Raw genomic sequence first — 15,095 nt, forward strand, 5'->3', positions numbered from 1 at the left:
TTCTACTATACCTTCAAACGCTTACGCTTTCAGCTTGCGCATCACCAGCGTGGCGTTGGTGCCGCCGAAGCCGAAGCTGTTGGACATAACGGTCGTCAGCTCACGTTCGGTGGTTTCGGTCACGATGTTCAGGCCAGCCGCCTGCTCGTCCATCTCGTCGATGTTGATGCTCGGGGCGATAAAGCCGTTTTCCAGCATCAGCAGAGAGTAGATCGCTTCCTGCACGCCCGCCGCGCCCAGAGAGTGACCGGTCATGGCTTTGGTGGCAGAAATAGCCGGGCTGTTGTCGCCGAACACTTCGCGGATCGCACCCAGCTCTTTCACGTCGCCTACCGGAGTAGAGGTACCGTGGGAGTTCAGGTAGTCGATTGGGGTATCAACGCCGTGCATCGCCATCTTCATGCAGCGCACCGCGCCTTCGCCGGATGGAGCAACCATGTCAGCGCCGTCGGACGTTGCGCCGTAGCCCACGATCTCAGCGTAGATGTGCGCGCCACGCGCCAGCGCGTGTTCCAGCTCTTCAACCACGACCATGCCGCCGCCGCCCGCGATAACAAAACCGTCGCGGTGTGCGTCATAGGTACGGGATGCTTTGTCTGGCGTTTCGTTGTATTTGGTGGACAGTGCGCCCATCGCGTCGAACTCGCAGGCCATTTCCCAGCCCAGCTCTTCGCCGCCGCCAGCAAAGACAATGTCCTGTTTGCCCAGCTGGATCTGCTCAACCGCATTACCGATACAGTGCGCGGAGGTCGCACACGCGGAGCTGATGGAGTAGTTCACGCCGTGGATTTTGAATGGCGTTGCCAGGCACGCGGATACCGCAGAACCCATCGCTTTGGTCACAACGTATGGACCGACCGCTTTCAGGCCGCGCGGGCTACGCATGGCGTCAGCACCGAATACCTGCGCCTTAGAGGAACCGCCGGAACCGGCAATCAGGCCCACGCGTGGGTTGTTCTGGTAGGCGTCTTCGCTCAGACCAGAATCCTTGATCGCTTCCTGCATGGAAAGATAGGCATAGATAGAGGCATCGTTCATGAAACGAACCACTTTACGGTCAATTAAACCGGTGGTATCCAGTTTAACGTTACCCCATACGTGGCTACGCATTCCAGAATCTTTAAACTCTTCAGAGAAAGTGATCCCGGAGCGTCCTTCACGCAGAGATGCCAGGACTTCCTGCTGGTTATTACCGATGCTGGAAACGATGCCCAGGCCAGTAATCACTGCACGTTTCATTCAATACCTCTGTAAGTCGCACTATAAAAAGTTTCGAGTCGCACAATAGCGTACACTTGTACGCCGAACAAGTCCGATCAGCGATTTTCTGTGGAAATTTGCACCGACAGGCTCACATCGTTAAGATCGTGCCACTGCCTGTCGGACGAGTAACTTACGTGAAACAAAACGCCATACAACCTGCCAACCTCGAATTCAACGCTGAGGGTACACCTGTTTCCCGAGATTTTGATGACGTCTACTTTTCTAATGATAACGGACTGGAAGAGACGCGCTATGTTTTCCTCGACGGAAATCATCTCGGCACCCGCTTCCCTGAGCATCCGCGCAGTCTGTTCGTTGTGGCGGAGAGCGGTTTCGGAACCGGGCTGAATTTTCTGACTCTCTGGCAGGCATTCGATTGTTTTCGCGCTGCACACCCTGAGGCTACCCTACAAAGATTACATTTCATCAGTTTCGAAAAATTTCCGCTTACCGCGCACGATCTGCGGCTTGCCCATCAGCACTGGCCGGAGCTTGCCCGCTGGGCGGAACAGCTTCAGGCACAGTGGCCGCCTCACATCGGTGGCTGTCATCGTCTAATTCTGGACGATGGACGGGTCACGCTCGACCTGTGGCTGGGCGACATTAACGATCTGACCGATAAGCTCGACGACTCGATGAATCAGAAGGTGGACGCCTGGTTCCTGGACGGTTTTGCGCCCGCCAAAAACCCGGACATGTGGAGCCAGCATCTGTTCAACGCCATGGCGCGGCTGGCACGTCCCGGCGCGACGCTTGCCACCTTCACCTCGGCGGGCTTTGTCCGCCGTGGGTTGCAGGAGGCGGGGTTTACCATGCGGAAAACCAAAGGCTTTGGCCGCAAACGCGACATGCTGGTCGGGGTGATGGAGCAGGATCTGGCGATCCCGGCACAGGCACCCTGGTTTGCTCGCCGCCCCAGTGCGTCGCGTGAGGTCGCCATTGTGGGCGGCGGTATTGCCAGCGCCCTGCTCTCGCTGGCGCTGCTGCACCGGGGCTGGCAGGTGACGCTCTATTGCGCTGACGAGGCGCCGGCAACGGGTGCATCAGGCAACCGCCAAGGCGCACTTTATCCTTTGTTAAGTTCACACGATCCGGCGCTGTTCCAGTTCTTCCCGGCGGCGTTTACGTTTGCTCGTCGTCTCTACGATAGCCTGCCGGTTGCATTTGACCACGACTGGTGCGGCGTGACGCAGCTCGGCTGGGACGAGAAGAGCCAGCAGAAAATCACACAAATGCTGTCGCTGGGTCTGCCGGAGGCCATCGCCCATGCCGTGACGGCGCAGCAGGTTTCTGAGACCGCGGGCGTCGACACCGGCTGCGGCGGGATTCAGTATCCACGCGGCGGCTGGCTGTGCCCGGCTGAACTGACTTCTGCGTCGATTGCTCTCGGGCAGTCGCGCGGCTTGACGGTACATTATGCCCACAAGGTTGAATCGCTTAGTCGGACAGCGCACTGGACGCTGCGTTTTGCTGACGGCAACGAGGCGCAGCATGAAAGCGTGGTGCTGGCCAACGGGCATAACATCAATCAGTTTACCCAGACCGAGACGCTGCCGGTTTATCCTGTCGGCGGCCAGGTGAGCCATATTCCTGCCGCGCCCGCGCTGAGCAAGCTGCGCCAGGTGCTGTGTTACGACGGCTACCTGACGCCGCAAAATCCGTCCAACGGCCATCACTGCATTGGCGCCAGCTACCATCGCGGTGAAACGGACATGCAGTACAGCGAAGCGGATCAGCAGCAAAACCGCCAGCGCCTGATCGACTGTTTCCCGGATGCGCCGTGGGCGAAAGAGGTTGACGTCAGCGAGGGCGAAGCGCGCTGCGGCGTACGCTGCGCGACCCGCGATCACCTGCCGATGGCGGGAAGCGTGCCGGACTATGAAGCCACGCTTGAACTCTATCAGGATCTGGCAGACAACAAAGAAACGGCGGTGAGTGCGCCGGTTTATCCTGAACTGTTTATGCTGGGTGGCTTAGGCTCGCGGGGATTATGCTCCGCGCCGCTGCTGGCAGAGGTGCTGGCTGCGCAAATGAGCGATGAGCCGGTTCCGCTGGACAGCGTTACGCTCGCGGGGCTGAATCCGAACCGGTTGTGGGTAAGGAAACTGCTGAAGGGGAAAATGGTTAAGTAGGGTACGGTCGAATCCCCTCACCCTGCCCCTCTCCCCAAAGGGGAGAGGGAAGAGAAGGCGGCGGCTTAGCGTTTAGCCTGCTGGAATAAATTGTCCCACATGCCCAGTACTAAAGACTGGTCGCGCGGAGAAAGCTCCCCGGCCAGAATGGCTTTTTCCAGGCTGCGCGTGACTTCAGCGTGAACGGCGTCGGCAGAGTGATCGTCACCTGCTTCCAGCTCGGCTACCGCCAGCGTCAGGTGACCACGCAGATAACCGCTGGCGAACAGCTCATCATCACTGGCGTGTTCCACCATGTCATCAATTAACGCCAGAATGCGTGATTCAAATTCTGCGATCATCTTCTTTCCTCTGTTATAAATCTTCCGGCCACGGGAAGCATTCCGCCGTGATCTCCGGCGTGTGGTAATAATTCTGTAAGGCCTCGATCAGACGCGCCGGACGTTCCGGGATGCCCTTCTCAAGATACTCCATCACCTGCGCATGCACGCGGCGCTGGAAGACGATACGGTCTGGCTCGAAGTCGCCTTCAAGGTTGTCACAGCTCACGTTGAACGGGAAACCCGCCGCCACGCAGAACAGCCACTCCAGCGCCTGCGGTTTCACCTCCACATCTTCGAACCGCCCCTGGGTGGCGGCGTCGCGCCCGTCCGGGCAGTACCAGTAACCGAAGTCCACCAGCTCGCGACGCGCTTTCCCCGCGATGCACCAGTGCGAAATCTCGTGCAAACCGCTGGCGTAAAAGCCGTGGGCAAAGACGATGCGGTTGTACGGAACCTCGTCATCAGCAGGAAGATAGATCGGTTCGTCGTCGCCTTTAATCAGACGGGTATTAAAATCATCAGCAAAACAGCTATCGAAGATCTCAATCAGCTGTTCGTATTTATGCGTACTGTTCATTAGTTCATCCCCAACCAGGTGAGGATCTCCTGTCCATGGCTGTCATAAAGAAGTTTGGCGCTCATCACCGCCGAGACGACAACAATCATCGGGCGGATCAACTTTTGCCCTTTGCTTAATACCAGACGCGAGCCTGCGCGCGCGCCCAAAAACTGCCCTGCCATCATCACAAACCCGGTTGCCCAGATAACCTTGCCGCCAATGATAAACAGCAGCAGGCCGCCGACGTTCGAGGTCGCATTCAGCACCTTGGCGTGGGCGGTGGATTTGGCGAGGTTAAAGCCGGCCAGCGTCACGAACGCCAGCGCGTAAAACGAGCCTGCCCCTGGGCCAAAGAAGCCGTCGTAAAAGCCGACGCAGCCACCGGCAATCAGCGCAAACGGCAGGCCGTGCAACCGCCGCGCCCGGTCTTCCTCGCCGAGCTTAGGCATCAGCAGGAAATACAGGCCGATGCAGATAACCAAAATCGGCAGGATCTGGCGCAGAATGTCGGACTGCACGTGCTGTACCAGCAAGGCACCCGCCGTCGAGCCAATAAACGTCATCAGGATATTGAGCTTCTGATCGGCGAGATTCACCACCTTGCGGCGAACAAAATAGAGCGAAGAGGAAAGAGAGCCGCCGCACGCCTGGAGTTTATTGGTGGCGAGCGCCTGGGCAGGACTCATGCCTGCCGCCAGCAGCGCCGGAACGGTGAGCAAGCCGCCACCGCCCGCAAGGGCATCGATAAATCCGGCTAACATCGCAACAAAAAAGAGCACCGCCAGCAGCAGCGGTGACACCATGAACAGATCGACGAAATTATCCATTAAAGTACATGCTCATCCAGTAGCGCCTGGCAGGAAGGCGGCAACGGAGGCGGTGTCTTCTTCTCAGGCTTAGAGGTTCCAGGCTTGGCCGGTTCAAACCAGCTTTGCAGTTCATAACCGCAACCATCGCCAGGCGGCGGGAGCGGCTGATCTTCACATTCCAGGCTGTTCGCCGGGCAGCGCAGACGAACATGCATATGCGCCCGGTGCTGGAACCACGGGCGCACTTTGCGCAGCCAGTCGCGATCCGTTCCCGCATCCAGGCAGAGCTGCTGCTTGATGGCCGGGTTAACAAAGATCCGCGTGACGTCATTATCTTCTGCCGCCAGCTTGATCATGCTGGAAATTTCCGGTGACCAGCGCGAGGCGACGACCCGTTTGCCGTCGGCCGACACCAGATCGAGCGCCTGCGGCTTCAGCAGCTGCGCTGAACTCCAGCGCGTTTTCGGCAGTTGCAGGAAAATATCCACATCCAGTCCCGTCTGGTGGCTGGCGTGTCCGCCGTTAAAGCGGCCACCGGCAGGCATCCCCATATCGCCAATCAGCATCGTGCCCAGCCCCAGGTTATGCACCTGGTTGCCAAGACGCTGAATAAACAGCACCAGATCAGGATGGCCGAAATAACGGCGCTGATCGGTGCGCATCACCTGATAGGTATTCGATTGCAGCGGAAGTTCCTGCGCGCCGACGATACAGCCGTTGGAAAACGCGCCGATAGACTGCGCGCTACCCGCCACCGGGTGGGTGATTTTCTGCCACGGCGTGGCGGCCAGACTGGCTCCACTGGCAAGCAGCGCCAGCAGAGCGATTGCGGTTTTTTTCATAGTTACCAGCGTGGAATGGTGGTCGACACATCCGCATTCTGCGCGCGCTGACGCAGGAAGTGATCCATCAGCACGATCGCCAGCATCGCCTCTGCGATCGGCACCGCGCGGATCCCGACGCACGGATCGTGTCGCCCTTTGGTGATCATCTCAACGTCTTCGCCAGCGCGGTTAATCGTGTGGCCCGGTACGGTAATACTGGACGTTGGCTTCAACGCGATATTGGCCGTAATCTGCTGACCGCTGCTGATGCCGCCCAGAATGCCGCCCGCATGGTTGCTCTGGAAACCGTCTTTCGTGATTTCATCACGGTTCTGGCTGCCGCGAAGCTGAATCACGTCAAAACCGTCGCCGATTTCCACACCTTTCACCGCGTTAATGCTCATCAGCGCGTGGGCGATGTCGGCGTCGAGGCGGTCAAATACCGGCTCGCCCCAGCCAGCCGGCACGCCGTCGGCTACCACGGTGACTTTCGCGCCAATAGAGTCACCCTCTTTTTTTAGGCCGCGCATCAGTTCGTCCAACGCGTCCAGCTTGTCGGCATCGGCGCAGAAGAACGGGTTAAGCTCGACCTGATCCCAGTCTTTGATTGCCAGCGGAATGTCGCCCATCTGGGTCAGACAGCCACGGATAACGATGCCGAATTTCTGCTGGAGATATTTTTTGGCAATCGCCCCTGCCGCCACGCGCATCGCGGTTTCACGTGCGGAAGACCGGCCACCGCCGCGATAGTCGCGGAAGCCATATTTTTGCTCATAGGTGTAATCGGCATGGCCAGGACGGAAAACGTCTTTGATTGCACCGTAGTCCTGAGAGCGCTGATCGGTGTTTTCAATCAGCAGCCCGATGCTGGTGCCGGTGGTACGGCCCTCAAATACGCCGGAGAGAATTTTGACCTGGTCCGGCTCGCGACGCTGCGTGGTGTAGCGAGAGGTACCCGGACGACGACGATCGAGGTCATGCTGCAAATCGGCTTCGGTCAGTTCGATGCCTGGCGGGACGCCATCAACGATACAACCCAGTGCCAGACCGTGCGACTCGCCAAAGGTGGTCACACGGAATACCTGTCCAATACTGTTTCCTGCCATCACGGCTCCGATGTTGTTGTTTGTGTTTGAGCGTTGTGAAACGGGCCGAAGCCCGCTGGATTAGTCTTTGTAAATGCTGAAGTATTCGCGCGCGTCAAGCAGCTGCGCTTTGGTCAGCATAAAGACGCCGTCACCGCCGTTGTCGAACTCAAGCCAGGTGAACGGTACATCCGGGTACTGCTCTATCAGATGTACCATGCTGTTGCCCACTTCACAAATCAGAACGCCGTCGTCGGTCAGATAATCCGGCGCACACGCCAGGATGCGGCGGGTCAGCTTCAGGCCATCAGAGCCTGACGCCAGGCCCAGCTCCGGCTCGTGACGATACTCGTTCGGCAGATCGGACATGTCTTCTGCATCCACGTACGGCGGATTGGTAACGATCAGGTCGTATTGCAGCGTCGGCAGGTCGCGGAACAGGTCAGAGCGGATAGGCGTGACGTGATGGATCAGGCCGTGCTCTTCAATGTTGTGTTCGGTAACGGCCAGCGCGTCGGTGGAGATATCGACGGCGTCCACTTCCGCTTCAGGGAAAGCGTAGGCGCAGGCAATGGCGATGCAGCCGCTGCCGGTGCACATATCGAGAATGTGCTGCGGCTGGTGCGCGATCAGGCCGTCAAAGTGGTTATTGATCAGCTCACCAATCGGCGAGCGCGGCACCAGCACACGCTCATCAACGTAGAACTCGTGGCCGCAGAACCAGGCTTTGTTGGTCAGGTAAGCCACCGGAATGCGCTCGTTCACGCGGCGGATCACGCGCTCAACGATGCGGTGTTTTTCGCTGGAGGTCAGGCGCGCGGTACGCATGTCTTCCGGAATATCCAGCGGCAGATAGAGTGACGGCAGCACCAGCTGGACGGCCTCATCCCACGGGTTATCGGTGCCGTGACCGTACCAGATATTGGCGGCGCTGAAGCGGCTAACCGACCAGCGCAACATGTCCTGTATGGTATGCAGCTCGTTTACTGCTTCATCGACAAAAATTTTATCCACTCTTTCCTCCAGGGCATGCTCGCATAATTTTCGGCGGCTAGTTTGCCATGAAGACGGGGATAAATCAGCAATGACGCGTACCGCTTGAGGTTAAAAAATGCGTTTAGTCGGGTACACTATCGGAAATACGAGATGAGAATGACGAATGAAAAAGAAAACACCGCTCAGCGAGGAGGATCAGGCTCTCTTCCGTCAGCTGATGACCGGGACGCGTAAAATCACGCAGGACACCATTGTCCATCGCCCGCAGCGTAAAAAAATCAGCGAGGTTCCGGTCAAACGTCTGCTCCAGGAGCAGGCCGATAACAGCCACTATTTTTCAGATGAATTCCAGCCGCTGCTCAATACGCAGGGGGCCGTGAAATACGTGCGCGAAGACGTCAGCCATTTTGAGCTGAAGAAGCTGCGCCGGGGCGATTATTCGCCGGAGCTGTTTCTCGATCTGCACGGGCTGACGCAGATGCAGGCGAAGCAGGAGCTGGGGGCGTTGATCGCGGCGTGCCGACGCGAGCATGTTTTTTGCGCCTGCGTGATGCACGGTCACGGCAAACATATTCTCAAACAACAGACGCCGCTGTGGCTGGCTCAGCATCCACACGTGATGGCTTTTCATCAGGCACCAAAAGAGTACGGCGGAGATGCCGCATTGCTGGTGTTGATTGAAGTTGAGGAGTGGCAGCCGCCAGAGTTGCCCTGACAGGATGGCGGGAAGCGCTATGCCCCCGCCATATCGCACGTCACGTCAGATGGCTTTTGCCATCTTCAGGTTGCACGGACTCATTTGCCAGTTGAAGACCCCTTTGCCGGTTTCGTCGAGGGTGACGTTGGCAATGGCGGACGTTGTGAACATCGGTGGCGTTTCGCCCGGGCACAGCTCAGATACCAGATAGCCGACCAGCGGCAGGTGGGAAATGACCAGTGCGGAAGCAACACCTTCATTGCACAGCGCCTGAAGGTAAGCGCTGACAAGGCCAACATCGCCGCACGGCGTGAGTTCAGGAAGAACGTCCACGCTGGCTGGCAGGTTCATACACTCCCCTACCACATCCAGCGTCTGCTCTGCCCGCAGGAACGGACTCACCAGAACGCGTTCAATGTCCACTTTTTGACCTTTAAGCCACGTTGCCATCTGACGGGATTCGTCGCAGCCACAGACGGTTAAAGGACGTACTGAGTCACTGGCGGCATCAAGTGCCGCGTCGCCGTGACGCATGATAAAAACTTGCATATTGCACCGCTTTTGTTAACCAGAATCACCGGCGTTAACTACCCGCGATTAATGCTCTGAGGTAGAAAACCCGATGGCCGGGCATTGTGCCTGATCCATTCGGTGAATGAAACGCTGTTTTTTACCTCAATGGCGTAAGTATAGTCAATCTCTGTTTACAATTTCGCCAGAACAGGTTCCATTACCTCAGGATTTACCCTTCTTTGACTTCAGTTTACGCAATCAGTTTCCCTTGCGGGCCAGAATGTCTGGCCCCGTTCCGCCATCTGCAATAATTCGTCACAAGGTGTAAACCGTGGACCGTATTGCGAGGCCAGACGTTGCAGGATCGCAACCACTTCACCCGCCCCGAGGGTATCCATGTACCGGAACGGGCCGCCAAGGAATGGCGGGAAACCGATGCCAAACACGGCGCCGATGTCGCCGTCGCGCGCGCTTTTGATCACCTGCTCGCCAAAGCAGCGCGCCGCTTCATTGAGCATCATCATTACGCAGCGCTCAGCGCACTGAACTGCCGACAGTTTTCCCTGACCCGTGACGGGAATAAGCGCATAAACCGAAGGGTCGACCTGTTTCTTGCTTTTACGCCCTTTCGCGGCGTAAAGATAGAAACCGCGTTCATTTTTTCTGCCTTTGCGATCGTCCTTCAAAATTGCAGAAACAAAGTTTGCAGGCGGCGCAAAACGATCGCCATAAGCCGCTTCCAGCACAGGGATAATTTTAGTCCCCGTATCAATCCCTACCTCATCCAAAAGCTGGATTGGGCCAACGGGGAAACCAAACTTCACCAGGGCATCATCGACGTGCTCAATTTTCTCCCCTTCCGTCAGCAGCCGCATCGCTTCGTTAATGTACGGCGCCAGAATACGGTTGACGTAGAAGCCCGCTTTGTCCGCGACCACAATGGGGGTTTTGCCCTGTTTTTTCGCCAGCTTCACCACGGTGGCAATAGTTTGCGGGCTGGTTGTAGCATGCGGGATCACCTCCACCAGCGGCATTTTTTCGACCGGGCTAAAATAGTGCAGCCCTATCACCTGCTCCGGGCGCGCGGCTTTCGCCGCGATGTCGCCAATCGGCAAAGAGGAGGTGTTTGAAGCAAAAATGGTGTGCGGCGCGCAATGCTGCTCAACGTCCGCCACCATCTGCTGCTTAAGGGCCAGATCTTCGAACACGGCTTCAATCACCAGATCGCGGTGTGCGAACCCGCTGTAGTCGGTGGTGCCCGTGATCGTCGCGAGGGTTTTATCACGCTCGCTGGCCTTAATATGGCGGCGTTTCACTTTGCGATCGAGGTTCTGCCAGCTGTACTGCAACGCGTGGTTGATGCCCTTAGGATTGATATCTTTAATACGTACGGGCAATTTGCCTTTGCTGGCGGTGACAAACGCGATGCCGCCACCCATCAGCCCGCCGCCCAGAACGCCAATGGCGCGCAACGGAGCCGGTTCAGCTTCGCTGCCCGGATCTTTTTTGACCTCCGTGCTGGCAAAGAAAATGCTGCGCAGCGCCTGCGATTGCGGCGTCATCGCCAGCTCGCCAAACGCCTTCGCTTCTGCGGCATAGCCGCTGCTGCTGCCCTGCGATAAACCGGTTTCAATCACCTCCAGAATGCGCTTCGTTGCCGGATAGTTTCCTCTGGTTTTTTGCTCGGTTTTTTTATCCACCATCCTGAACAGCAGCGCGCGTCCTAGCGGCCCGGCAAGGATGCGCTCGCGCACCGGCAGGGGGCGTTTCGCCTGACGCCCCTTCAGCGCCCGTTCAACGGCAGCGTCAAGCAGGATGGCGTGCGGAACGACCTCATCAACCAGACCCGCCTTCAGGGCCTGACGAGCGCGCAGCTGTTTACCGGTTAAGATCATCTCCAGCGCCGTGCTGACGCCCACCAGACGCGGCAGGCGCTGCGTTCCACCCGAGCCGGGCAGCAACCCAAGCTGTACCTCCGGCAGGCCGAGTACGGTTTTTGCATCGTCGGTACAAATGCGGCTGTGGCAGGCCAGCGCCAGCTCAAGCCCGCCGCCCAGGCAGGCCCCATGAATTGCGGCGACAACGGGTATCGACAGCGCATGGATCTCCGCCATCACCTGCTGACCCTGACGCGCCAGATCTTCTGCCTCCTGAGCGCTTGCAGCGCGGGCAATCATATTGATATCGGCCCCGGCGATGAAGTTATCCGGCTTTGCCGAGATAAATACCAGTCCACGTATCGCTTTGTTTTCGCGGATCTGTCTGAGCATTGCGCGCACCTGAACGCCAAACTCGGCCTTCAGGGTATTCATTTTTTCGTCGGGCACATCAATGGTAATAACGGCCACGTTATCGAGGCGAACGGCCAGGTTAAATGCAGATGTCGTTTCCATTATTCAGCCTCCAGAACCATTGCTGCACCCAGGCCGCCCGCCGCACAGGCGGTGACGAGACCAAAACCGCCGCCACGTCGACGCAGCTCGTGCAACGTCTGGGTTATCATTCGCGCCCCTGTCGCCGCAAACGGATGACCGTAGGCGATGGAGCCACCCAGCACGTTGAATTTACTCTGATCGACTTCGCCTGTGGCATGCGCGCGGCCCAGCACGTCGCGGGCAAAGCGCTCGCTCGCCATAAGCTGCACATTTGCCAGCGTTTGGGCGGCAAAGGCTTCGTGCATATCAATCAGCGTGAGATCGGAGAGCGTCAGCCCTGCGCGATCCAGCGCCAGCGGCGTGGACCAGGCCGGTCCGAGCAGCATGTCCTGCCAGACATCGATTGCGGTAAAGGCGTAGCTGCGCAAATAGCCCAGCGGCGTAATGCCCAGCTCTTTCGCCCGGGATTCCGTCATCAGGATCACGGCGGCGGCGCCGTCCGTCAGAGGCGTACTGTTAGCTGCGGTGACCGTACCGTGCTTACGGTCAAACGCCGGGCGCAGTTTGGCGTAATCCGCCAGCGTGGAGGTGCCGCGGATGTTGTTATCTTCTGAAAGCGGTTCGCGGTAAGGCGGCACGTAGGCGGTCATTACTTCGTCGGCCAGTTTGCCCTCCGACCAGGCTTTCGCTGCCAGCTGATGCGAGCGATGCGCCAGCGCGTCCTGCTGCTCCCGGGTAATACCGTAGGTTTTTGCCATCTGCTCGGCAGTGTCGCCCATTCGCAGGCCGGTGGAGTATTCCGCAACGGCAGGGGGCACGGGCATGAGGTCGCGCAGGCGTAAACGCGAGAAGAGTTTGAGCTTCGCACCGGTGGTCCGGGCTTTGTTGGCATCCACCAGGATGCGGGCTAGCCGTTTGCTGACGCCGATGGGCAGCACGGAGGAGGAATCCGCGCCTCCGGCGATCCCCGCGCGAATGGTTCCCGCCATCAGGCTTTCAGCCACGTTCGCCACCGCCTGAAAACTGGTGGCGCAGGCGCGGCTTACGCTGTAGGCGTCGGTGTGAACGTTCATGCCGGTGCCCAGGACGATTTCACGCGCGATATTGGGCGCTTCCGGCATTTGCACGACCTGGCCGAAAACCAGCTGCTCAATAACCTCTGGCGGGATCTCGCTGCGAGCCAGCATCTCCCCCACGACCATTTTTCCCAGATCGACAGCCGGTATACCGTGAAACGCGGTTGCCTGACGCGCAAACGGCGTACGTAACCCGCTGACAATGGCAATGCGGTCACCGTGTCGGGTGATAAGCGGTAATGCCTGACTCATAACACTCCCCTGTAAAAAAATTTTGCGCGCACATTAAGTGGTCTGACCTGATAATAGTGTTAACTATTTTTTTACATTGAGCCAATCGGGGAAGCGAAAAATTGCGAGCTAAGGCACAGAGAAGAAAAAGAAAATGCCCAGGGTAAAAGCAAAACGGTAACCCGTGGGTTACCGTTTTTAGAGTTTGCACCCTCTCCCGTGGGAGAGGGTTGGGGTGAGGGCACCAGACCGCAGGAATTAACGCAGGCCCAGCTGGAAAATCAGCGTTTCAGCTTCGCAGGCGAACACGAAGTCGATATCCAGCTGTACGCCGCCGTCCACTTCCGTGAAGGTAGATTTGATTTCGCACGGATCGGATTCCACTTCGCGCGCGCGCTGGGTCAGCGCCGCCAGCGTTTCTTCCGCTTCAGCGCGATTGCTGAAGACGCGGCTGTAAGAGGCGGTGCAATCGGTGTTGTCCATGATGGTGCCAACATCCATACAGCAGCAAACCGGGGTTTCATCAGCACTGCATTTACTCATAGCTCAATTTCCTCTGTATTCGCGCAACGCGCGAGATAAACACGATGCGACTATTTTACGCCCCCGGACGAGCCCCCTCCAGCCGTTAATGGCGCAAAATCGGATAAGTGAGCAATATCACACTAAAAAATGATCTAAAACAAAATTCACCTTTTCAGATGATTCGCACTGGTCACAATTTTGCCAACCAGATCTCGTTTCAAGAAACATATCTGAAAATATTAATAAACAAACTTGCAACATCCCAGCTGGTCAGACCTATACTCTCGCCACTGGTCTGATTTGTAAGTCATACCTCAGACCCTACACTTCGCGCTCCTGTTACGGTATGTAACAATTATTGAATAAAAATAACTCAATGAGGTTATGGTCATGAGCCAGAAAACCCTGTTCAAACAAACTGCTTTAGCAGTTGCAGTGGCAATCGTCTCAACGTCCGCCTGGTCAGCGGGCTTCCAGTTAAACGAATTTTCTTCCTCTGGCCTTGGCCGTGCGTATTCCGGGGAAGGTGCGATTGCCGATGACGCAGGCAACGCAAGCCGTAACCCGGCGCTGATCATGATGTTCGATCGCCCTACCTTCTCTGCCGGTGCGGTTTACATCGATCCTGATGTCAACATCTCTGGCAAATCACAGTTCACCGGCGCGGATCTGAAGGCGGATAACATTGCGCCGACGGCGTGGGTGCCTAACCTGCACTTTGTTGCCCCGATTAACGAACAGTTTGGTTGGGGGGCTTCAGTTACCTCTAACTATGGCCTGGCGACGGAATTCAACAACGACTATCCGGCCGGGGAATACGGCGGTAAAACCGACCTGACCACCCTGAACCTCAACCTGAGCGGCGCCTATCGTCTGAACGATAGCTGGAGCTTCGGTCTGGGCTTTAATGCCGTTTACGCCGACGCAAAAATCGAGCGTTACACCGGCGAGCAAACCGCTGCGCTGCCGAAAAACAGCAACAAAATCGCCAGCCTGAAAGGTGATGAATGGGGCTACGGCTGGAACGCCGGGATCCTGTATGAACTGGATAAAAACAACCGCTGGGGTCTGACCTATCGCTCAGAAGTGAAAATTGATTTCGATGGCGATTACAAAAGCGGCATTCTGAGCCCTGTCAACGGTATGGTTCCGGGCGCAGGCACCACCATTCCATGGGGTACCTCGAATCAAACCGTACCGGGTTCACTGTCGCTGCATCTGCCTGAAATGTGGGAAGTGTCTGGTTACAACCGCGTTGCACCGCAGTGGGCGATTCACTATAGCCTCGCGTATACCAGCTGGAGCCAGTTCCAGGAGCTGAAAGCCACCGGCAGCAACGGCCAGACGCTGTTCTATAAGGACGAGAGCTTCCACGACGCATACCGTCTGGCGCTGGGTACGACCTACTATATGGATGACAACTGGACATTCCGTACCGGTATCGCGTTTGATGACAGCCCTGTCCCGGCGGATAAACGCTCTATCTCCATTCCGGATCAGGACCGCTTCTGGCTGAGTGCGGGTGCAACCTATGCGTTTAACGAGAATGCGTCCATCGACGCGGGCGTCTCTTATATGCACGGTCAGAAAGTGACCTTCCAGGAAGGCCCTTACGAGTTTACCTCTGAAGGTAAAGCGTGGCTGTTCGGTACCAACTTCAACTACGCGTTCTAATCCCAACACGATT

Annotated in this window: 14 protein-coding genes; 3 read left to right on the forward strand and 11 right to left on the reverse strand. The window is 57.4% G+C overall.

The features are described 5' to 3' along the window. Positions 1–21: 21 nt before the first annotated feature. Positions 22–1,239, reverse strand: coding sequence for a beta-ketoacyl-ACP synthase I (gene fabB / locus IM267_RS11135; protein WP_022648859.1), 1,218 nt, complete (start codon positions 1,237–1,239; stop codon positions 22–24). 158 nt (positions 1,240–1,397) lie between these two features. Between fabB and mnmC the strand changes: the two genes are divergently transcribed. After that, entirely contained in the window at positions 1,398–3,395 is a 1,998-nt protein-coding gene (mnmC, locus tag IM267_RS11140; protein ID WP_193033402.1) for a bifunctional tRNA (5-methylaminomethyl-2-thiouridine)(34)-methyltransferase MnmD/FAD-dependent 5-carboxymethylaminomethyl-2-thiouridine(34) oxidoreductase MnmC, read from the forward strand. A gap of 65 nt (positions 3,396–3,460) precedes the next feature. Here mnmC and IM267_RS11145 read toward each other — a convergent pair whose 3' ends face one another. From IM267_RS11145 to prmB, 6 genes are read right to left on the reverse strand one after another with little or no spacing between them, the layout of a single operon-like run. Beyond that, the gene (locus IM267_RS11145; protein WP_028013966.1) at positions 3,461–3,736 is read right to left on the reverse strand and encodes a YfcL family protein; all 276 of its coding nucleotides are present in this window, start codon (positions 3,734–3,736) and stop codon (positions 3,461–3,463) included. Between the two features lie 13 nt (positions 3,737–3,749). Further along, on the reverse strand, positions 3,750–4,295 hold the full coding sequence (locus tag IM267_RS11150) for an elongation factor P hydroxylase (RefSeq protein WP_063868156.1): 546 nt from the start codon (positions 4,293–4,295) through the stop codon (positions 3,750–3,752). After that, positions 4,295–5,104, reverse strand: coding sequence for a sulfite exporter TauE/SafE family protein (locus tag IM267_RS11155; RefSeq protein WP_022648863.1), 810 nt, complete (start codon positions 5,102–5,104; stop codon positions 4,295–4,297). The genes IM267_RS11150 and IM267_RS11155 overlap by 1 nt, the downstream gene beginning before the upstream one ends. Continuing rightward, positions 5,104–5,928, reverse strand: coding sequence for a penicillin-insensitive murein endopeptidase (gene mepA / locus IM267_RS11160; RefSeq protein ID WP_193033403.1), 825 nt, complete (start codon positions 5,926–5,928; stop codon positions 5,104–5,106). Before mepA ends, IM267_RS11155 begins: the two co-directional genes overlap by 1 nt. 2 nt (positions 5,929–5,930) lie before the next feature. Continuing rightward, positions 5,931–7,016, reverse strand: coding sequence for a chorismate synthase (aroC, locus tag IM267_RS11165; RefSeq protein WP_063868155.1), 1,086 nt, complete (start codon positions 7,014–7,016; stop codon positions 5,931–5,933). A gap of 60 nt (positions 7,017–7,076) precedes the next feature. Beyond that, positions 7,077–8,009 (reverse strand): 50S ribosomal protein L3 N(5)-glutamine methyltransferase, encoded by a 933-nt coding sequence (gene prmB, locus IM267_RS11170; protein ID WP_063450426.1) that lies wholly within the window; start codon positions 8,007–8,009, stop codon positions 7,077–7,079. A gap of 145 nt (positions 8,010–8,154) precedes the next feature. On the opposite strand from prmB, the gene smrB reads away from it, so the two are divergent. Beyond that, on the forward strand, positions 8,155–8,706 hold the full coding sequence (gene smrB, locus IM267_RS11175) for an endonuclease SmrB (RefSeq protein ID WP_063450427.1): 552 nt from the start codon (positions 8,155–8,157) through the stop codon (positions 8,704–8,706). A gap of 45 nt (positions 8,707–8,751) precedes the next feature. Here smrB and sixA read toward each other — a convergent pair whose 3' ends face one another. From sixA to IM267_RS11195, 4 genes are all read right to left on the reverse strand, one after another. Then, on the reverse strand, positions 8,752–9,237 hold the full coding sequence (gene sixA / locus IM267_RS11180) for a phosphohistidine phosphatase SixA (protein ID WP_063868153.1): 486 nt from the start codon (positions 9,235–9,237) through the stop codon (positions 8,752–8,754). 209 nt (positions 9,238–9,446) lie between these two features. Further along, positions 9,447–11,594 carry a fatty acid oxidation complex subunit alpha FadJ gene (fadJ, locus tag IM267_RS11185; RefSeq protein WP_193033404.1) on the reverse strand — a complete coding sequence of 716 codons (2,148 nt, stop codon included), beginning with the start codon at positions 11,592–11,594 and terminating at the stop codon, positions 9,447–9,449. Next, positions 11,594–12,904 (reverse strand): acetyl-CoA C-acyltransferase FadI, encoded by a 1,311-nt coding sequence (gene fadI / locus IM267_RS11190; RefSeq protein WP_107533441.1) that lies wholly within the window; start codon positions 12,902–12,904, stop codon positions 11,594–11,596. Before fadI ends, fadJ begins: the two co-directional genes overlap by 1 nt. Positions 12,905–13,141: 237 nt before the next feature. Continuing rightward, entirely contained in the window at positions 13,142–13,426 is a 285-nt protein-coding gene (locus IM267_RS11195; protein ID WP_063868147.1) for a YfcZ/YiiS family protein, read from the reverse strand. A gap of 372 nt (positions 13,427–13,798) precedes the next feature. Between IM267_RS11195 and fadL the strand changes: the two genes are divergently transcribed. Beyond that, positions 13,799–15,082 carry a long-chain fatty acid transporter FadL gene (gene fadL / locus IM267_RS11200; protein WP_063868145.1) on the forward strand — a complete coding sequence of 428 codons (1,284 nt, stop codon included), beginning with the start codon at positions 13,799–13,801 and terminating at the stop codon, positions 15,080–15,082. The last annotated feature ends 13 nt before the right edge of the window (positions 15,083–15,095 follow it).

This window comes from Enterobacter cloacae complex sp. P15RS (assembly GCF_014895905.1).
Lineage (GTDB): Bacteria > Pseudomonadota > Gammaproteobacteria > Enterobacterales > Enterobacteriaceae > Enterobacter > Enterobacter quasihormaechei.

Excerpts from the sequence above, each read along its gene's own strand:
- fabB (WP_022648859.1), bottom strand. The coding sequence starts at position 1,239 with ATGAAACGTGCAGTGATTACTGGCCTGGGCATCGTTTCCAGCATCGGT.
- IM267_RS11145 (WP_028013966.1), bottom strand. The coding sequence starts at position 3,736 with ATGATCGCAGAATTTGAATCACGCATTCTGGCGTTAATTGATGACATG.
- IM267_RS11150 (WP_063868156.1), bottom strand. The coding sequence starts at position 4,295 with ATGAACAGTACGCATAAATACGAACAGCTGATTGAGATCTTCGATAGC.
- IM267_RS11155 (WP_022648863.1), bottom strand. The coding sequence starts at position 5,104 with ATGGATAATTTCGTCGATCTGTTCATGGTGTCACCGCTGCTGCTGGCG.
- mepA (WP_193033403.1), bottom strand. The coding sequence starts at position 5,928 with ATGAAAAAAACCGCAATCGCTCTGCTGGCGCTGCTTGCCAGTGGAGCC.
- aroC (WP_063868155.1), bottom strand. The coding sequence starts at position 7,016 with ATGGCAGGAAACAGTATTGGACAGGTATTCCGTGTGACCACCTTTGGC.
- smrB (WP_063450427.1), top strand. The coding sequence starts at position 8,155 with ATGAAAAAGAAAACACCGCTCAGCGAGGAGGATCAGGCTCTCTTCCGT.
- sixA (WP_063868153.1), bottom strand. The coding sequence starts at position 9,237 with ATGCAAGTTTTTATCATGCGTCACGGCGACGCGGCACTTGATGCCGCC.
- fadJ (WP_193033404.1), bottom strand. The coding sequence starts at position 11,594 with ATGGAAACGACATCTGCATTTAACCTGGCCGTTCGCCTCGATAACGTG.
- fadI (WP_107533441.1), bottom strand. The coding sequence starts at position 12,904 with ATGAGTCAGGCATTACCGCTTATCACCCGACACGGTGACCGCATTGCC.
- IM267_RS11195 (WP_063868147.1), bottom strand. The coding sequence starts at position 13,426 with ATGAGTAAATGCAGTGCTGATGAAACCCCGGTTTGCTGCTGTATGGAT.
- fadL (WP_063868145.1), top strand. The coding sequence starts at position 13,799 with ATGAGCCAGAAAACCCTGTTCAAACAAACTGCTTTAGCAGTTGCAGTG.